Origin of the sequence: Leclercia sp. M50 (genome assembly GCF_037150775.1) — a bacterium.
In the GTDB taxonomy this organism is placed as follows: Bacteria; Pseudomonadota; Gammaproteobacteria; order Enterobacterales; family Enterobacteriaceae; genus Enterobacter.
On record NZ_JBBCPK010000087.1, the window covers coordinates 1 to 18,909 of the forward strand.

Below are 18,909 nucleotides of genomic sequence, written 5' to 3' on the forward strand. Positions count from 1 at the left end.
CCTTCGCCATCTGCATGACGTCAAAGCCTGGCTGATTTTGCAATGCTACTGCGGTTGGCGCGATTATAACGTACAAAAACGCCCGGCAGTGCCGGGCGTAGCGTGACTTAAGCCTTGTCCTGTCGCCGGGTGCCATCACCATGCTGAAGCTCATCTTCACGAAACGCTTCCTGCTTGATGCCGTAACCGTCGTACCAGCGACATTCCACCATTCCGCTTGCATAGCCGGTGACGACCATACGTGGGCCGCCATTTTTAGGCTTAACTTCATCGCTGACCAGAAAGACCATAACCGCCTCCTTTATCAGTGTGAAACTGTATCAATTTAGTCGAGGAATAACAGTTATGCCTGGTATAGCTTCAACCTATTAATGTGAGTGCCCTCGCATTTTTTCCACAACTTTCACGACTGCCACAACGATAAGGCCAATGATAAAGCCGAGCACCAGGTTGAGTAACGTTGGCAAAATGGCTGCAATAACAGATGTTTGTGCTTCTGCAAAGTGTTCAATGGCATGATGCAGCGGCGCAATACCGTGTACCACAATCCCGCCGCCGACCAGGAACATCGCCAGGGTGCCAATCACCGATAACGACTTCATTAGCCAGGGCGCAATCACCAGCAGCGCTTTGCCTGTGGCCTTCGCCAGCGCATTGCGCTTTTCGTTTAGCCAGTAGCCGATATCGTCCAGTTTGACGATGAGCCCTACCAGACCGTAAACCCCGATGGTCACCAGAACGGCGATCCCCGAGAGCACCAGCACCTGATTCAGCAGCGGCGCATCCGCCACGATACCCAGAGTGATGGCGACAATTTCCGCCGATAGAATAAAGTCGGTGCGAACAGCCCCCTTCACCTTATCGCGCTCGAACGCGACAGGATCCTTTGCTGCCAGCGCTTCCAGACGCTGTTGCCGCGCGGCCGGAGACTCCTTCTCCTTATCTTTACGTGATGCCAGGGAGTGGAGGATTTTCTCCGCCCCTTCAAAACAGAGAAACGCCCCGCCGATCATCAGCAACGGCGTAATGGCCCACGGAATAAAGGCGCTGATCAATAGCGCCAGCGGCACGAGGATCACTTTATTGAGCAACGATCCCTTCGCCACGGCCCAGACCACGGGCAGTTCCCGGTTGGCACGCACGCCCGTCACCTGTTGGGCGTTTAGCGACAAATCGTCACCCAGCACGCCTGCGGTCTTTTTCGCCGCCAGTTTTCCCATCAGTGAAATATCGTCCAGCAGCGTGGCGATATCATCCAGCAGAGTTAATAAGCTACTTCCCGCCAAAATAAGGTTCCTTCTTTTTGTTAATTACCACAACAGTATGGAGTAAAACCGCAAACCTCGAAACCACCCCGTATATGTCAACAAATTATTCACATCAACGACACAATTAAAGGACTCGCCAGCGTGATAGTTTTCACGTTAACTATATGCGACCTTTTTAATTCGCCGTGAGGGAGTATGCGTTTCAGGCAAGTCTTACCATTAGCGGGCGCCCTGTTTGCGCTCTATATCATCTGGGGCTCCACCTACTTCGTGATCCGCATTGGGGTGGAAAGCTGGCCCCCTCTGCTGATGGCGGGGGTGCGGTTCCTCTCGGCGGGTGCGCTGCTTCTGGCGTTTCTGCTCCTGCGCGGCCATAGGCTGCCGCCGCTGCGTCCGTTGCTCAATGCCGCCCTGATTGGCGTCCTGCTGCTGGCGGTGGGCAATGGCTTTGTCACCGTCGCCGAGCATCAGAATGTGCCGTCCGGTATCGCCGCGGTGGTGGTGGCCACCGTTCCGCTGTTCACCCTCTGCTTCAGCCGTCTTTTTGGCATCAAAACGCGCAAGCTGGAGTGGCTGGGGATCGCCATCGGGATGGTGGGCATTATTCTGCTTAACAGCGGTGGTAACCTCAGCGGTAATCCGTGGGGAGCGGTGTTGATCCTGATTGGCTCGATGAGCTGGGCGTTTGGTTCGGTTTACGGCTCGCGCATTGAATTGCCCTCCGGCATGATGGCCGGCGCCATTGAGATGGTCACCGCCGGGATCGTACTGCTGGCAGCGTCCCTGCTGTCGGGGGAGAAAATGACCGCCCTGCCCGACCTCTCAGGGTGGCTGGCGGTGGGCTATCTGGCGATTTTCGGTTCGGTGATCGCGATTAACGCCTATATGTTTCTGATCCGCAATGTCTCACCGGCGGTCGCCACCAGCTATGCCTATGTCAATCCGGTAGTGGCCGTCCTGTTGGGCACGGGTCTTGGCGGGGAATCGCTCTCGCCGACAGAGTGGCTGGCGCTGGGGATTATTATTATGGCGGTGGTGCTGGTGACGCTCGGCAAGTACCTGCTGCCGGCAAAACCGGTGGTTATCTCTTGTCAGGCGGAGAAACCGTAAGCGGGCGAATGCCCTGGGTGTCGATCTGCGCGGCGTTACCGCCGCTGCAGATCCACTCTTCCAGCCGCTCCGTGAGCGCCCTGTCATCGAGCTTCATTTTGCCGCGCAGCGCGCACTCCCACACCACCAGCACCCGCCAGCCCTGCTCCTGCAACACAGCGATATCTCGTGCATCACGCGCGACATTCTTGCCAATTTTTTCCAGCCAGAAATCGGTGCGGGTCGCCGGGACTTTAAACAGATAGCAGTCGTGACGATGCCAGAAACAGCCGTGGGTAAAGATCACACACGTATGGCTGTCGATGACAAAATCAGGCCGTCCGGCAAGGGCGGCATCCTGCACACGAAACTCAAAACCGACCTCCGTAAGCAGGCCGGCCAGCCGTTTTTCGATAGCCGTATCCCGCGCGCCGATGGCGCGCATGTTTTTACTGCGGGTGGCTTTATTATGAACGTCCGCCATTCGCGGCCTCAGCCTTGCGTTTCTCAACTGCCTGCAAAATGCGCGACTCCAGCAACCGGGCGACAGCTGCAAAAGCTGGCACGACCACCGAATTACCAAACTGGCGATAGGCCTGAGTATCTGATACCGGAATGCGGAAGCCGTAGCCCTGAGGGGTTTCAAATCCCATCAATCGCGCGCACTCCCGCGGCGTCAAACGGCGCGGACGGTGGCGCTGGTTTTCGGCATCATCGAAATCGCGCTCGCCAAGGGCTTTATCCCAGCCTCTGTCGATGAGGATCTCGGCGCCATCTTTGTAATAGCGTGCCGACAGCGTGCGGGCGACGCTGTGTGGGTTGGTAGGATCGACCATGCCGAAACCAAAACCGTTGCCCTTCGCCTGATGCTTTTTGGCATAGCGATAAAGATATTTCCACAGCACCGGGGTGAGAATGAATTTGGCGTCCACCACGGGCTCAAGCAGATCGGCAATGGTCGGGCGTCGGGTCGGCCACAGCCCCGGGAGATCCCGCAGCGTAAAATTACCACACAGGTTGAGATCGCGACGGAAGCCTACAAGCACAATGCGCTCGCGGTGCTGCGGCAGAAAATGTTTACCGTCAACGATCTTAGGATCGTCCGGGCCGCTGTCAGCGGCATCCGCCACGTCATATCCCAGTTCATCCAGGGTCTGCATGATGATGCGGAACGTTTTGCCCCCGTCGTGGCTCTTCAGGTTTTTGACGTTTTCAAGGACGAAGATGGCCGGGCGGCGGGCATCAATAATGCGCGCCACATCGAAGAAGAGGGTTCCCTGGGTATCGCAGGCAAAGCCGTGCGCGCGGCCCAGCGCGTTCTTTTTTGATACTCCGGCCAGGGAAAACGGCTGGCACGGGAAGCCCGCGAGCAGGACGTCATGGGCAGGAATGTTGTCACGAATGTGCTGTGCCGCCTCTTCGTCCGTCACACCGCTCTGGTGGCTGAGCGTCACTTCGCGAATGTCCTCGTTGAACTGATGCGCGTCAGGATCGCAATACCAGTTGGCTTTATAGGTACGCACCGCGTGTTTATTCCATTCGCTGGTAAACACGCACTGCCCGCCAATCGCCTCAAAGCCGTGGCGGATGCCGCCGATCCCGGCGAAGAGATCGACAAAACGGAAAGCATAGTGAGGATGACAGGCTGGCGGACGAGGCAGCAGATTTTGCAAGACGCTATATTCGCCGTCGCTGAGACGACGCCCTGCCCGCTCACTGGTCACCAGCCGCTTAATGATTGCCGGGCTCCAGTGGCTCTCGCCCTGAGCATTCAGCAGATGCGCCAGCGTTCTGGCATCGTAAATTTCCAGCAGTTGGCTCAATAACGCCTGCACTGACGCCGTTGATTTTTCTGCCAGCAAAAACGCGGACTCCGTCACTGATACATTTTCCTGCATACATTTAACCGGACCAAAAGGGGTTAAAAGAGAGTAACACAGAAAGCCTTTACAGACTTTCCCGGAAACGCTGTAACACCGCACTGTCGGTGCCTTCGTAATCACCGCGTAGTTCGGCACTCAGCCGGGCCATAAACTGGATTAAAAAATCAGCGCTCTGACGCGCCAGCTCACGCCCGGCGGCGGTTTGCATCGTCTGCGGCAGGCGCAGCAATTTGGTCTGAAAATGGTCAAGCGCAAAGGCGCGGTCGTTCAGCTCGCGCTCATCGGCAAAGGGATCTTCCGGGTCGAAAAGCGGCACACCCAGCGCGCCAGAGACGGCAAACACGCGTGCCAGACCAATAGCACCCAAGGCTTCCAGTCTGTCAGCATCCTGCACGATTTTCGCTTCCAGCGTGCGCGGCGGGATCCCGGCACTGAAACTGTGCGCTTCAATCGCATGCTGAACGGCGGGGTAGCGTGGGGGCGGGAAATCGGCAAAGTCCTCGCGCAGGATCGCGATCGTTTTTTCCGCTGCCAGCTGCGACGAGCGGCCTCGCTGCGGATGATTTTTTGGCAGACTGACAATATCGTGAAAATAACAGGCGGCCAGGATCGCCAGCGCATCGACCGGCTGGTCAGCCATCAGGCGTTTAGCGGTGTTCCAGACACGACGGAAATGGGAGATATCATGGGCGGTATCCTCGCTGGCGTAATGCGCCGTCAGCCAGTTTTCAAAGCGTTGCTGCCACTGCACAAGTTCCATAGCGCTTTCCATAAAGTGAAAAGCTGTACAATAGCAACTATTTACCGATCTGACATATCACGCGGCCGGGTATACCAGGCAATGCCGCCGAGGATCGCCCCCACAACACTCAATACCAGAAAGCCGCACAGAGCGCCCAGCCACTTGCCGGCTGTCGAGCCGGGATCGCTTTGAATCAGCGAACCTGATACCGAGCTGACTTTACTGATGACCCATACATAGCGCGCCATCGCCCAGAGAAAGTAGCCGCAAAAGGCGTAAAATACCCACAATGCCAGTTTGCCGCCCAGGCTGCGTTCGTTTTTCTTTGCCATGTTCTCCTCTCAGCGCAGCAGCACCACTACATTCACATCAATAATATAAAATGTGAAATAAATCACATTTTTCTATTTAATGCACTCTCCTGAGCAGATTTTATGCTGCCGATTTGCGTTAAGTTGATCTTAAGCAATTTTTAAGCGTGCCTGTTTATTACGCGGCTTCGCTTACGCGCTAATGAGAGGTCAGCAGGAGATCAATTATATTGCGGCATTATTTTGCTCTCAGCATTCCGATAAACCTGTTTTCTAAAGCTTATAATTATGTAATGATAAAGAGGTTATGAGCTTTTTTGTCGTTTCATGATTAAACACCCTTAAATTACCCTTATCTTCGCCCGATAATATTATCGGGCTTTTTTATTACTTTTTCCCGTCCTGAAAACATAAAGCAACCTAATAAATCCAAACCATCAATAACTCACTGATATAAAAATCAATAATCACCGTATATGCTTGTCTTAAACGTATAAAATAAACATATAAAGACACTTATATTAATATTTTGAAATACTCTAAATAATTCTGTTACATTTATTTTTAAACAGAAAAAACCTGCCCTGAAATAGTATTACCTCCGTAACCCGGAGGGGCTTACGTATATTCATGAAGAAAATACATACAAAGGAATATATAATGAAAAGAAAAGTTCTGGCAGTTCTTGTCCCTGTTTTATTATGCGCTGGCGCGGCTAATGCGGCGGAGATTTTCAACAAGGACGGCAATAAATTCGATCTGTACGGAAAAATGGTCGGTGAGCGTATCTGGGACAAGACCGATGATAGCAACAGCGAGAATGCCGATACCTCCTATGCCCGTTTCGGTATCAAAGGCGAAACGCAGATCAACGACCAGTTGACCGGTTATGGCCAGTTTGAATACAACCTTAACGCCAGCACTCCGGAAGGCGAGCAGGATGAGAGCACCCGTCTGGCGTTCGCAGGCCTGAAATTCGGTGACTATGGTTCGTTCGACTATGGCCGTAACTACGGCGTGGCGTACGATGCAGGTGCATACACCGATATGCTGGTGGAATGGGGTGGCGACTCCTGGGTTCACACCGATAACTTCATGACTGGCCGCACAACCGGCGTGGCGACCTATCGCAACAGCGACTTCTTTGGTGCCGTTGAGGGTCTGGATTTTGCCCTCCAGTACCAGGGTAAAAACAACGATCGTCAGATGAAAAAAGCCAACGGTGACGGCTACAGCACTTCTCTGGACTACAACTTTGATGGCTTCGGCTTCGTGGGTGTATACGGTAAGTCTGACCGTACCAACAAGCAGACTGCTGACGGCTACGGCGATACCGCAGAAATCTGGTCACTGGCAGCGAAGTATGATGCCAACAACCTCTATGCTGCGGTGATGTACGGTGAAACCCGTAACATGACCTGGGCGGGAGATGCGGGTTTCGCTAACAAAACCCGCAACGTCGAAGCCGTGGTCCAGTACCAGTTCGATTTCGGCCTGCGTCCTTCTCTGGGCTACGTCTACTCCCAGGGCAAAGACCTGTATGCACGTAACGGTCATGGCGGCGTTGATGCCGATCTGGTGAACTATGTTGAACTGGGTACCTGGTACTACTTCAACAAAAACATGAACGTTTATACCGCCTATAAATTCAACCTGCTGGATGAAGACGAAGCGGGCATTACTAGCGCGCATGCTGACGACCAGTTCGCGATGGGTATCGTTTACCAGTTCTGATTGAGATCGCCAAACGCCCTTAAGCCCGCTGCAAAGCGGGCTTTTTACTTTCTGTCGCCACCAGTTTTACATCGCTTTTACAAATCCCGCCCATCAGCGATAATGCCCCCCTTTCCCTCTTGACCGGAGTTTCAATGCGCGATTTGCCGCCCCTTCCCCCCACGCACAAGCGCCCAATGAAACTGAACACGCTGGTCACGCTGATGGTGTACGGTGTAACGGGCGCAATATTACTGGTGATTTTTGTTCTCTACTTTGCCCAAATCACCCGCGCCACCCGTGATGGTGTGCGGGATACCGCTCTCGCCGTCGCCAGAACCCTGGCCGACAGCCCGGAGGTGATCCGCGGCTTATCCTTCCCGCCGGACAGCAACATTATTCAGCCTGTCGCCATGGCAGTGATGCAGCGTAATAATCTGCTGTTTGCCGTTGTCACCAATATGCAGGGGATCCGCTATTCCCATCCTAACAGCGCCCTGCTCGGCAAAGCTTTTATTGGGGCCGATCTGCGGCCTGCGCTGGAGGATAAAGAGAATGTCGCCATCAATCACGGCGTACTCGACGAGGCGCTGCGCGTGTTCACCCCGGTGTATAACGCGCACCACCAGCAAATTGGTGTCGTTGCCGTGGGGATCTCACTGAATAAAGTAGAGCAGCAGATCGCCCGCAATCGCTGGGACGCCATCTGGCTGGTGCTGTTCAGCGCGCTGCTGGGCGCGCTCGGCGCCTGGGGACTGGTGCGGATGCTGAAGCGCATTCTGTTTGGGCTGGAGCCTTATCAAATCTCAGCCCTGCTCGAACAACGTCAGGCGATGCTGCACTCCCTGCGCGAAGGGGTGATCGCCGTGGATCAGCAGGGGCATGTAACGATGGTCAACCACGCCGCCCGCCAGATCCTGAATATCAGCGCCAGCAGCAAGGCCCTGCACGAGGAACCGCTGCTGGCGAATCTGCGCGAGGTGCTGCGTAGCGGCATGGCTCGCCAGGACCAGGAGCTCAACTGCCACGGCAGGTTGTTGCTCTGCAATACCTTGCCCGTCAGGAGCGATAATCAGCTGATGGGCGCCATCACGACGTTTCGTGATAAGACGGAGATTAGCCAGCTCCTGCAACGGCTGGACGGTATGGTGAACTATCTGGATGCGCTGCGCAGCCACTCCCATGAGTTTATGAACAAGCTGCATGTGATACTTGGGCTGCTGCATATGAAGCACTATGCCAGACTGGAAGAGTATGTTCTGTCGACCGCCAACGCCTGGCAGACCGATGTCGGCACGCTACAGCGCAACATCAAATCGCCGGTGGTCGCAGGATTTCTGCTGGGTAAAATCAATCGCGCCAGAGAGACAGGGTTTCGCCTGACGCTCTCCGATGCCAGTCAGGTGCCGGATAATCCCAATGCGCAGCAGGTCGCCGGGCTGATTACCGTGCTGGGTAATCTGATTGAAAATGCGCTTGATGCTATGACTGGCCAGCCCGAGGGCGAAATCGGTCTGCTGCTGCACTATCAGCAGGGCTGGCTTAGCGCCGAGGTGAGCGACGATGGTCCGGGCATCGCCCCGGAACATCTGCACGCCATTTTTAGCAAAGGGTTTTCTACCAAAGGGGAGAACCGGGGGGTGGGATTATACCTGGCCCGTCAGCAGATCGAGGATCTGGGCGGAGAGATCGTCGTTGAATCGGAACCGGGCGTGTTTACCCAGTTTTTTGTGCAACTCCCCTGGGAGAGTGAAAGGAATAGCGCGTGATACATGTTTTAATTGTTGATGACGATGCCATGGTGGCCGATCTTAACCGCCAGTACGTCAATCGGGTTGAGGGTTTTTGCTGCTGCGGCGTAGCCACTTCCCTGGCAGAAGCCGGGGCCATACTTCACTCCCCTGCCCGGCAGGTTGACCTGATCCTGCTGGATGTCTATATGCAGCGCGATAATGGCCTGAGCCTGCTGCCGGTTATCCGGGCATCCGGGCGCAAAACAGACGTCATTATGATTACCTCGGCCTCTGATGGTGCCACTATTCAGGTCGCCATGCACTATGGTGTGGTGGACTATCTGATCAAACCGTTTCAGTTCCCGCGTTTCGAAGAGGCACTAAAGGGCTGGCGCGAAAAAAAGCAGCTGATGGAAGCGCATCAGTATTATGACCAGGCTGATGTTGACCGGCTTCTGCGTGGCGGTGCGCCGGCGCTGGCAGACAGCCGCCGTCTGCCAAAAGGGTTAACCCCGCAGACGCTGCGAACGCTATGCCTGTGGATTGATGCGCATCCGGAAACGGAGTTCTCCACCGACGAACTGGCTGGCGCAGTTAATATCTCGCGGGTATCCTGCCGCAAATACCTGATTTGGCTGGCGCAGGTCAACATTTTACACACCAGCATTCACTACGGCGCGACCGGCCGACCGGTATATCGCTATCGCCTGCGGCCCGAGCAGATTGCCCTGCTCAGACAGTATTGCCACCAGGAGTAATGAATGCACTTCAATCTCTTCCGATAAACATCCTGATTTAGCTCACATATATTGTCTTGAGGCAGTAAAGGGCTATTACTCCACATAAGTGGAATGATAAGGTAGCCAGCGTAAAAGATCTCTGACGAGAAAACGTGCGGAAAGGGTGACGGAAGAGAGCGTGGCGGAGAGAGGGGGATTTGAACCCCCGGTAGAGTTGCCCCTACTCCGGTTTTCGAGACCGGTCCGTTCAGCCGCTCCGGCATCTCTCCGTTTTGATGTTGCCATCATGCCGGGTAATTTGGCATTTTAACAGACCATAACCGTTCAATTTTGTTCAAGTGACGAGTTTGCGAGCAAAGCGATGATTAAGTGGCCCTGGAAATCGAATGAATCCGCCCGAAGCGCGGCGCTGCCGTGGGAAGAGGCCCTGGCGATCCCCGTCCTGTCCACCTTATCGGATGAGGATAAATCGCGTCTGGTACAGCTTGCCATACGGTTCTTACAGCAAAAACGCCTGGTTCCATTGCAGGGTTTTGAGCTCGACGATCGCAAAAGCACCCGCATAGCGCTGCTCTTTTGCCTGCCGGTACTGCAGCTGGGGATCGAGTGGCTGGACGGTTTTCATGAAGTTCTTATCTATCCGGCACCTTTTGTAGTGGATGACGAATGGGAGGATGAGATCGGGCTGGTGCACAATCAGCGGATGGTGCAGTCCGGTCAGAGCTGGCAGCAAGGGCCGATTATCCTCAACTGGCTGGATATTCAGGACTCGTTCGATGCCTCAGGTTTCAACCTCATCATTCACGAAGTGGCCCACAAACTGGATACCCGTAACGGCGATCGCGCCAGCGGCGTTCCCTTTATTCCCCTGCGTGAAGTGGCAGGCTGGGAACACGATCTGCACGCCGCCATGAACAATATTCAGGATGAGATCGATCTGGTGGGCGAAAGCGCGGCCAGTATCGACGCCTATGCTGCCACCGATCCCGCCGAATGCTTTGCGGTATTGTCGGAATATTTCTTCAGTGCACCCGAACTTTTCGCTCCGCGCTTCCCGGCCCTGTGGCAGCGTTTTTGCCACTTTTACCAGCAGGACCCGCTACAGCGTTTACGTGAAAATGAAGGACCTGGCGAAGATTCCGCCGCGCAAGTACACTAAAACAGCAGCCTGTGTCATAATTAATCAATTGAATCAGTGCGTTGAATTTAGTGTTGACACAAAATAGCGAGGCCATTAATATGCGCCTCGTTCACACGATTCCTCTGTAGTTCAGTCGGTAGAACGGCGGACTGTTAATCCGTATGTCACTGGTTCGAGTCCAGTCAGAGGAGCCAAATTTAAGAAGCCCGCTTAAGGAAACTTAAGCGGGCTTTTTGCTATTTCTCACCGTTAAAACCCCGCATCGCAGGGTTAATCTGGCTATATCTGGTAGTCAATCGCCACCTCTTCCGGCTCCATAACCTGACGCTTGATCTCCTCTACCGACAGTCCGGCGTTGCAGAGTTCGATAAAGCGCCAGACATAGTTGCGCTGCAACTGCCCTCGCTTAAGGCCGAGCCACACGGTGTTGGCATCGAAAAGATGACGGGTATCAAGACGCACCAGGCTCCCCTGCTCGTGCTCGCCGCCGGACTGTTCCGCCACCAGCCCGATACCCAGCCCGAGCTCGACGTAGGTTTTAATCACGTCGGAGTCCTGGGCGCTGAGCACCACATCCGGCGTCAGCCCTTTGCGGTTGAAGGCCTCATCAATGCGTGACCGCCCGGTGATACCCTGCCGATAGGTGATTAAGGGCCATTTTGCGATAGCCTCGAGCGTCAACGGAGAGACCTGCGTCAGCGGATGATCGGGCGGCAGCAGCAGGCTGTGATGCCAGCGAAACCACGGGAACGCCGCCAGCAGCGGATCGTTGCTTAAGCGCTCGCTGGCAATGCCAATATCCGCCCCACCGTTTTGCAACAGCATCTCTATCTCCTGGGGCGTACCCTGGATGAGCTCCAGGCGCACATCCGGGAACAGCTCCCGAAAGGCCTTGATCACCGGGGGCAGGCTGTAGCGGGCCTGAGTATGGGTGGTCGCGATAGTTAACACGCCGGTGGCGTCGTTGGTAAAGAGATCTGCCAGACGGCGCACGTTGCTGGCTTCATTGAGAATACGTTCGGCGATGGTCAACAGTGCTTTGCCGGGCTCGGTCATTCCCAGCAGACGTTTGCCGCGACGAATGAAGATCTCAATGCCCAGCTCCTCTTCCAGCTCGCGGATATGGCGACTGACGCCCGACTGAGAGGTATAGAGCATGTTGGCGACCTCGGTCAGGTTGTAATCCCGACGGGCCGCCTCACGGATAATTTTAAGCTGCTGGAAATTCACGGTTCACTCCGGCGAAACTGACATGACGCTATTGTTAAAGTGCGTCCGCCGTGTAAACAAATAATAAAAATCCGCAACTTATGCTTTTATGGAATATTAGCTGACCAGCTGCAGCTCGCGGTTCTCCAGCGACGGGCGGCTCACCAGCGACATCAGGATCTCTTTCACCGCCTGCGCCTGCGGTGACAGCGAGCCGCGGGCCGAGACGTTAAGCGATAACGGCAGGCTCATGGACGGCGAGCTAATTCTCGCCATCCAGCCGTTAGCGGCACTGGAGAGCGATCGCGCAGCCGATTCAGGCAGCACCGTCACCCCCATTCCGCTGGCAATGGCCGCGGTCAGGGTAGAGATGGAGTCGATCTCACCAATGATTTTCGCCGTCAGACGGCGCAGCGAGAAGGCTTCATCGACGCGCAAACGCACGGCGCTATAATCACGCGGTAAAAACAGATTCATCTCAGCCACCGCCGTTAAATCGACGCTCTGACCCGGGCAATCCCGCGTCCCTACCAGATAGAGATCTTCTTTCAGTACCGGCTGGCTGGTGATCCCCGCCACAGGAGAACGATCGTAGAGCACCGCCATATCCAGCTGTCCGCTGAGTAATTTGTCGTTCAGCGCCGCGCCGCTGTTTTCATGCAGGTAGACCAGTACTTCCGGCAGCTCTGCGCGCACCGCCTGCAATAACGGCATGGTTACAGACGAGGCCGCCGTACCCGGTGCCAGGCCAATCGAAACCTGGCCGGTCAGCGTCTGCCCGACATTGCCCACCGCCAGCTGCGCCTGTTCACACTGGCGCAAAATAGTGCGTGCATGGGTATAAAGGATCTTGCCTGCTTCGGTAGGGGTCACGCCGCGTTTCGTGCGGATCAAGAGTTGCTGATCGAGTTCACCTTCCAGAGTGGCCACCTGCTGGCTCAGTGCCGGCTGCGCGATATGTAACACTTCAGCGGCCTGAGTCAGGCTGCCGATATCGACGATTTTTACGAAGTATTTCAGTCGTCTTAAGTTCATGTTGCCCCCTGTACGAAATGCGTTGCCGGTTCCGGCGCGAATGTACAGAGGGTTTTGCAAGATGCTTGCCAGTTTTTAAAAGAGGTCCGATATGTCCGCTAAGCGGCTGAAAATAAGGAAATCCAATCACTGTCGTTGCATTTTAAAGTGAAACAGCGGTTTATGATCTGCCCCATTCGGGGTATATCCGCACCAAAAACGTGCAATCCGCTGGGGAAAGCATCACTTTGCTGATTTTGTCAGCAAACGCGTCAAACAGAGGAGATCACCCTTTGACAACGGCGACCCACGTCGATAATATGCGCCCCGTTCACACGATTCCTCTGTAGTTCAGTCGGTAGAACGGCGGACTGTTAATCCGTATGTCACTGGTTCGAGTCCAGTCAGAGGAGCCAAATTTAAAAAGCCTGCTTTTAAAGCAGGCTTTTTGCTTTTCTGAGTCGTTACTGAGAAATATTCACCAGCGGCGTGTTCACCGCTCCGCTCACGTTCACCGGCATCCCTGACCGGCGCTCCAGCGCCCCACTCACCTTCACGGCATCCACATCCGCGCCGTTGAGCTGGGCGCGTAACCCTGCGGTCATCGGTAGCGGCACCTTATTTGTCGATTCAAACTCCGCACGATTACGCGACAGCGGCTCATGCACTTCGACCCAACGACTGCCGTCCGGCTCGGTGGTGACTTTAACCGGCTGATCGATAAGCTGCACGCGCGTCCCGACCGGGACATTGTCGAAGAGGTATTTGATATCGTCGTTGCGCAGACGAATGCAGCCCTGGCTCACGCGCAGCCCGATCCCAAAGTTTGAATTGGTGCCATGAATTGCGTAAAGCCTGCCGATATAGAGCGCATACAGCCCCATCGGGTTGTCCGGCCCCGCAGGTACAAACGCGGGCAGAGTCTTGCCCTCTTTGGCGTAAGCCCGACGGGTGTTTGGGGTTGGCGTCCAGGTGGGCCCGTCCTGCTTGCGCTCGACGGCGGTTACCCAGTTACGCGGCGTCTCGCGCCCGGCTTCGCCGATACCGATGGGGAAGATCTCAACGGTGCTCCCCCCTGGCGGGTAATAATAGAGGCGCATCTCCGCCACGTTGACCACAATCCCCTCACGCACGGTTGCGGGGAGGATGAGCTGTTGCGGCACTACCAGCTGTGTACCGGGTTGAGGCAAAAACGGATCAACGCCCGGGTTCGCCTCCAGCATATTACTGAGCCCCTGCCCGTACTGGGCCGCGAACGCCTCCAGCGGCAGTTTGTTGTCCTGCGGAACGGTGATCACCTGCGAGGCTCCCACCAGACGACTCCCTTCAGGCGGCAACGGATAACTCACCGCCAGCGCATGCTGACTGACCAATAAAGCAGCGATAAAGCCCAACTTCATTATACGACGCATTATTCCCTTCCTCTGTCGCTCCGCGTATCTGACAAGCATAGCCCTGTTGCTGTGTTTATCGCCAGTTAACAAACCATCATTTCAATGAATATCACCCGTTTACCTCACGCGTGGATAAAATCGTTTTCACCCGTCCGCTGTCGCGGTAGTCTCATACCCGTCGCCGTTTTCAGGGCGACCGCAACGTGAGCGATATTCTTTCTAATACCTATAAAAAATAACGTCAGACAGGATCACTATGGATACCACCCTCGCCTCCTCGTCCCCCGACGGGGCTATACCATCGCTGCATCGCGCGCGCCGCGCGGCCCTCGGCAGTTTTGCCGGTGCGGTAGTCGACTGGTACGATTTTTTGCTCTACGGCATTACCGCCGCGCTGGTTTTTAACCGTGAGTTTTTCCCGCAGATCGATCCGGCGATGGGCACCCTCGCCGCCTTTGCCACCTTTGGCGTCGGTTTTTTGTTCCGCCCGCTGGGCGGGGTGATTTTCGGCCATTTCGGCGACAAGCTGGGCCGCAAGCGAATGCTGATGCTGACGGTCTGGATGATGGGCATCGCTACGGCGCTGATTGGTCTCCTCCCCTCTTTTGCCGTTATTGGCTGGTGGGCACCGGTTCTGCTGGTGACCCTGCGGGCCGTGCAGGGCTTTGCCGTCGGCGGCGAATGGGGCGGCGCCGCGCTGCTGTCCGTTGAAAGCGCCCCGGCGCGGAAAAAAGCCTTCTATAGCAGCGGCGTACAGGTGGGCTATGGCGTAGGCCTGTTGCTCTCTACCGGGCTGGTGTCGCTGATCAGCACGCTGACCACCGATGAACAGTTCCTCAGTTGGGGCTGGCGCATCCCGTTCCTGTTCAGCATTGTGCTGGTGCTGGGGGCACTGTGGGTGCGTAACAGGATGGATGAGTCTGCCGAGTTCGAGCAGCAGCGGCAACAACCCGCAGAGAAGCGTCGCCTGCCGGTGATGGACGCGCTGATCCGTCATCCGGCCGCGTTTTTGAAAATTATCGCCCTGCGACTGTGCGAGCTGCTGACCATGTATATCGTCACGGCTTTTGCGCTGAGCTACTCCACCCAGAATCTCGGCCTGCCCCGGGAGCTGTTTTTGAATATCGGCCTGCTGGTGGGGGGCATCAGTTGTCTCACTATTCCCTGTTTTGCCTGGCTGGCGGACCGGTTTGGCCGCCGTCGGGTCTATATCACCGGGGCGTTAACGGGCGCATTGAGTACCTTCCCGTTCTTTATGGCCCTCGAAGCCCAGTCCGTTATCTGGATTGTGGTGTTTGCCATTTTGCTGGCGAATATCGCCCATGACATGGTGGTGTGTGTCCAGCAGCCGATGTTCACTGAGATGTTTGGCGCAAGTTACCGCTACAGTGGCGCCGGGGTTGGCTATCAGGTGGCGAGCGTAGTAGGCGGCGGTTTTACGCCGTTTATTGCCGCCGCGCTGGTGACCTTCTCCGGCGGTGACTGGCACAGCGTGGCGATCTACCTGCTGGCCGGGTGCCTGCTCTCCGCCGCCACCTGCCTGGTGATGAAACCGGCCGCTACCTGATCTCACTTTTGTTTCACATACAGGTGACATACTATCGGGTAACGCCGTACACCTGTGGAACAAGGAGACAGAGATGAATAATAAGGACTCCAGCCTGACCCCGGCTCAGGCACTGGACATGCTGGATGCGCTGTACGATCAGGCGGTTAACGCCCTGCGCAGCGCCATCAGCGACTATATCAAAGACGGAACGCTCCCCGATGCAGAGGCCAGAATGAATGGCCTCTTTGTTTATCCGTCACTTTCCGTGACCTGGGATGGCAGCGCCACCAATACGCCGAAGACCCGCGCCTATGCGCGATTCACCCACGCTGGCTGCTACTCCACCACGGTCACCCGTCCGACGCTGTTCCGCCCTTACCTGGAGGAGCAGCTGACGCTGCTGTATCAGGATTACGGTGCCCATATCACCGTGGAGCCCTCGCGCCATGAGATCCCCTACCCGTACGTTATCGATGGCTCAGAGCTGACCCTGGACCGCTCCATGAGCGCAGGCTTAACGCGCCATTTCCCGACCACCGAGCTTTCGCAGATCGGCGATGAGACCGCAGACGGGATCTACCATCCGGCGGAGTTTTCCCCGCTGTCGCACTTTGATGCCCGCCGCGTCGATTTTTCGCTGGCGCGCCTGCGACACTACACTGGCACCCCCGCCGAACACTTTCAGCCATTTGTGCTGTTCACTAACTACACCCGCTACGTGGATGAGTTTGTACGCTGGGGCTGCAGCCAGATCCTCGATCCCAACAGCCCCTATATTGCTCTCTCCTGCGCGGGCGGGATCTGGATCACCGCCGAAACCGAAGCCCCGGAGCAGGCCATTTCTGACCTGGCGTGGAAAAAACACCAGATGCCCGCCTGGCACCTGGTCACCGCCGACGGTCAGGGCATCACCCTGATTAACATTGGCGTGGGCCCGTCGAACGCCAAAACCATCTGCGACCACCTCGCCGTGCTACGCCCGGACGTCTGGCTGATGATTGGTCACTGTGGCGGCCTGCGTGAGAGCCAGTTGATTGGTGATTACGTGCTGGCCCATGCCTATCTGCGTGACGACCATGTGCTGGATGCGGTGTTGCCGCCGGACATTCCGATCCCAAGCATCGCCGAAGTGCAGCGGGCGCTGTACGACGCCACCAAAGAGGTGAGCGGCATGCCGGGAGAAGAAGTTAAGCAACGGTTGCGCACCGGCACGGTCGTTACCACTGACGACCGTAACTGGGAGCTGCGCTACTCGGCCTCGGCGCTGCGCTTTAACCTGAGCCGCGCGGTGGCGATTGATATGGAGAGCGCCACCATCGCCGCCCAGGGTTACCGCTTCCGCGTACCCTACGGCACTCTGCTCTGCGTCTCCGACAAGCCGCTGCACGGGGAAATTAAACTTCCCGGCCAGGCAAACCGTTTTTACGAGGGGGCGATCTCCGAGCATCTGCAGATTGGCATTCGCGCTATCGATCTGCTGCGCGCCGAAGGGGATAAATTGCACTCGCGTAAACTGCGTACCTTTAACGAGCCGCCGTTCCGCTGATCATAAAAAAGGAAAGTTATGCAAACCACCTCACCGCTATCCGCCCTGCGCCAGTGGCTGGAAACCCAGGCGCTGGATGGCATTATCGTCCCCCGCGCCGATGCCTTTCAGAGCGAATATTGCCACCCTCATGACGACATTCTCGCCTGGCTGACCGGCTTTGACGGCTCGGCGGGACACGCCCTGATCCTGCGCGATCGCGCCCTGCTGTTTGTCGATGGACGCTATCAGGTTCAGGCCCGGGAACAGGTTAATCTGGCCGAGATTGAGATCCTGCATCTGCACAACGATCCGCTGGCAGACTGGTTGCAGCAGAACATGAAGCCCGGGGCGCGTATCGCCTTTGAAGCGATGCTGATGACCCATACCCAGTATGAAGCACTCAATGCCAGTCACTGTGAGCTTGTCGCCCTGAATGCATCGCCGTTTGATACCCTCTGGCAGGATCGTCCGGCCCCGCCTGCGGGTGCCATCCGCGAAATGCCGGTGGAGATCAGCGGTGAAAGCAGTACCGACAAGCGCCAGCGCGTTGCCGCCATTCTGGCAGAACAGCACGCCGATTATCTGGCCATCACCCAGCCGGATAACATCGCCTGGCTGTTGAACGTACGCGGCAGCGATATTCCGACGAGCCCGGTACCGAACTCGTTTGCCCTTCTGAGCCGCAACGGCGCGGTGACGTGGTTTGTCACGCCTGAGAAAACTCGCGCGCTTCCGCCCGCGCTGCTGGAGAGCCTGACGCTGGCGCCTGAATCCGATTTTCTGTCGCAAAGCCAGCAGCTGTGCGGCGGTAAGCGCGTGATGGTGGATGCCGATTCCGCCCCTGTCGCCCTGCGCTTTGCCGTAGAGCCGCAGGGGGAGATTCTCTGGCACGCTGACCCGATCACCGCGATAAAAGCGTACAAAAACCCGATTGAGCTGGCGGGCTACCGCGACAGCCATCATCAGGATGGCGTGGCATGGGTCAATTTCCTGGCCTGGCTGGCGCACGAGGTGCCGCGTCGCGAAGCCTCTGGTCAACCCATTACCGAGCTGGAAGCCCAGGCGCAGCAGCTTCTCTTCCGTCAGCAGCGACCGGGCTTTATCGAGCAGAGTTTTGCCACTATCTCCGCCTCTGGCAGCAATGCGGCGATGTGCCATTACCACGCCAGCGAGCAGACTAATGCGGCTATCACCCGCAATCATTTTTACCTCAATGATTCCGGCGGGCAGTATCACAACGGCACGACCGACGCCACGCGCACGCTGGCTTTCGGGCCGCTGAGCGAACAGTGCCGTCTGCATTACACCGCCGTGCTAAAAGGCTTTCTCTCGCTTATTTCCCTGCAATTCCCGTCCGGAACCTGCGGGCATCAGATCGATGCGTTCGCGCGGCGTGAGCTGTGGGGGCTGGGGCTCGATTTTGATCACGGCACCGGACACGGCGTGGGTCATCAGCTGCTGATCCATGAAAATCCGCAGCGTATCGCGAAGAAGGTTAACCCCTGGCCGCTGGTGGCGGGAAATATCATCACCATCGAGCCGGGCTATTACCTGGCCGATGCATATGGCATTCGCATTGAAAACCAGGTAGAGGT

17 protein-coding genes and 3 tRNA genes are annotated in these 18,909 nt (G+C 56.4%); 10 read left to right on the forward strand and 10 right to left on the reverse strand.

The window, feature by feature from the left end; all coding sequences use genetic code 11:
- Positions 1–107 precede the first annotated feature (107 nt).
- Both WFM46_RS18475 and WFM46_RS18480 read right to left on the reverse strand, forming a co-directional pair.
- A complete protein-coding gene (locus WFM46_RS18475; protein WP_159339547.1) occupies positions 108–290 on the reverse strand; it encodes a YodC family protein in 183 nt (60 codons plus the stop codon).
- A gap of 78 nt (positions 291–368) precedes the next feature.
- Positions 369–1,286 carry a DUF808 domain-containing protein gene (locus WFM46_RS18480; RefSeq protein WP_336998202.1) on the reverse strand — a complete coding sequence of 306 codons (918 nt, stop codon included), beginning with the start codon at positions 1,284–1,286 and terminating at the stop codon, positions 369–371.
- 177 nt (positions 1,287–1,463) lie between these two features.
- Between WFM46_RS18480 and yedA the strand changes: the two genes are divergently transcribed.
- A complete protein-coding gene (gene yedA / locus WFM46_RS18485) occupies positions 1,464–2,378 on the forward strand; it encodes a drug/metabolite exporter YedA (RefSeq protein WP_336998203.1) in 915 nt (304 codons plus the stop codon).
- Here the strand turns inward: yedA and WFM46_RS18490 are convergent.
- From WFM46_RS18490 to drpB, 4 genes are read right to left on the reverse strand one after another with little or no spacing between them, the layout of a single operon-like run.
- Positions 2,350–2,841 (reverse strand): very short patch repair endonuclease, encoded by a 492-nt coding sequence (locus tag WFM46_RS18490; protein WP_336998204.1) that lies wholly within the window; start codon positions 2,839–2,841, stop codon positions 2,350–2,352. The genes yedA and WFM46_RS18490 overlap by 29 nt on opposite strands.
- Positions 2,825–4,255 (reverse strand): DNA cytosine methyltransferase, encoded by a 1,431-nt coding sequence (locus tag WFM46_RS18495; RefSeq protein WP_336998205.1) that lies wholly within the window; start codon positions 4,253–4,255, stop codon positions 2,825–2,827. The genes WFM46_RS18490 and WFM46_RS18495 overlap by 17 nt, the downstream gene beginning before the upstream one ends.
- Positions 4,256–4,304: 49 nt before the next feature.
- On the reverse strand, positions 4,305–5,000 hold the full coding sequence (locus tag WFM46_RS18500) for a phosphohydrolase (RefSeq protein ID WP_103180163.1): 696 nt from the start codon (positions 4,998–5,000) through the stop codon (positions 4,305–4,307).
- Positions 5,001–5,041: 41 nt separating this feature from the next.
- On the reverse strand, positions 5,042–5,314 hold the full coding sequence (gene drpB, locus WFM46_RS18505; RefSeq protein ID WP_156654838.1) for a cell division protein DrpB: 273 nt from the start codon (positions 5,312–5,314) through the stop codon (positions 5,042–5,044).
- Between the two features lie 639 nt (positions 5,315–5,953).
- Here drpB and WFM46_RS18510 point away from each other — a divergent pair.
- The 3 genes from WFM46_RS18510 (at position 5,954) to dcuR (ending at position 9,497) form a co-directional block, all read left to right on the forward strand.
- Entirely contained in the window at positions 5,954–7,027 is a 1,074-nt protein-coding gene (locus WFM46_RS18510; protein WP_336998206.1) for a porin, read from the forward strand.
- A 134-nt stretch (positions 7,028–7,161) separates the two neighbouring features.
- Positions 7,162–8,775 (forward strand): sensor histidine kinase, encoded by a 1,614-nt coding sequence (locus WFM46_RS18515; protein ID WP_336998207.1) that lies wholly within the window; start codon positions 7,162–7,164, stop codon positions 8,773–8,775.
- Positions 8,772–9,497, forward strand: a complete 726-nt coding sequence (gene dcuR, locus WFM46_RS18520) for a two-component system response regulator DcuR (protein ID WP_103180167.1) — start codon at positions 8,772–8,774, stop codon at positions 9,495–9,497. Before WFM46_RS18515 ends, dcuR begins: the two co-directional genes overlap by 4 nt.
- 161 nt (positions 9,498–9,658) lie before the next feature.
- Here dcuR and WFM46_RS18525 read toward each other — a convergent pair.
- Positions 9,659–9,748: transfer RNA gene (locus WFM46_RS18525), tRNA-Ser, on the reverse strand.
- 92 nt (positions 9,749–9,840) lie between these two features.
- On the opposite strand from WFM46_RS18525, the gene mtfA reads away from it, so the two are divergent.
- On the forward strand, positions 9,841–10,638 hold the full coding sequence (gene mtfA / locus WFM46_RS18530) for a DgsA anti-repressor MtfA (RefSeq protein ID WP_103180168.1): 798 nt from the start codon (positions 9,841–9,843) through the stop codon (positions 10,636–10,638).
- A gap of 100 nt (positions 10,639–10,738) precedes the next feature.
- Positions 10,739–10,814 (forward strand) — tRNA-Asn (locus tag WFM46_RS18535).
- A gap of 85 nt (positions 10,815–10,899) precedes the next feature.
- Here the strand turns inward: WFM46_RS18535 and cbl are convergent.
- Both cbl and nac read right to left on the reverse strand, forming a co-directional pair.
- On the reverse strand, positions 10,900–11,850 hold the full coding sequence (cbl, locus tag WFM46_RS18540; RefSeq protein WP_103180169.1) for an HTH-type transcriptional regulator Cbl: 951 nt from the start codon (positions 11,848–11,850) through the stop codon (positions 10,900–10,902).
- Positions 11,851–11,946: 96 nt separating this feature from the next.
- Positions 11,947–12,864, reverse strand: coding sequence for a nitrogen assimilation transcriptional regulator NAC (gene nac, locus WFM46_RS18545; RefSeq protein WP_103180170.1), 918 nt, complete (start codon positions 12,862–12,864; stop codon positions 11,947–11,949).
- 319 nt (positions 12,865–13,183) lie between these two features.
- Between nac and WFM46_RS18550 the strand changes: the two genes are divergently transcribed.
- A tRNA-Asn gene (locus WFM46_RS18550) sits at positions 13,184–13,259 on the forward strand.
- A 48-nt stretch (positions 13,260–13,307) separates the two neighbouring features.
- Here the strand turns inward: WFM46_RS18550 and ldtA are convergent.
- Positions 13,308–14,255 carry a L,D-transpeptidase gene (ldtA, locus tag WFM46_RS18555; protein ID WP_442913470.1) on the reverse strand — a complete coding sequence of 316 codons (948 nt, stop codon included), beginning with the start codon at positions 14,253–14,255 and terminating at the stop codon, positions 13,308–13,310.
- A gap of 238 nt (positions 14,256–14,493) precedes the next feature.
- On the opposite strand from ldtA, the gene shiA reads away from it, so the two are divergent.
- The 3 genes from shiA to WFM46_RS18570 form a co-directional block, all read left to right on the forward strand.
- Positions 14,494–15,804: a shikimate transporter gene (gene shiA / locus WFM46_RS18560; protein ID WP_180209831.1), complete on the forward strand. Its 1,311-nt coding sequence runs from the start codon at positions 14,494–14,496 to the stop codon at positions 15,802–15,804.
- 73 nt (positions 15,805–15,877) lie between these two features.
- Positions 15,878–17,332 carry an AMP nucleosidase gene (locus WFM46_RS18565; protein WP_156654843.1) on the forward strand — a complete coding sequence of 485 codons (1,455 nt, stop codon included), beginning with the start codon at positions 15,878–15,880 and terminating at the stop codon, positions 17,330–17,332.
- An 18-nt stretch (positions 17,333–17,350) separates the two neighbouring features.
- Positions 17,351–18,909 (forward strand): M24B family metallopeptidase (locus tag WFM46_RS18570; protein ID WP_336998208.1); only part of this gene is annotated, 1,559 nt, incomplete at its 3' end.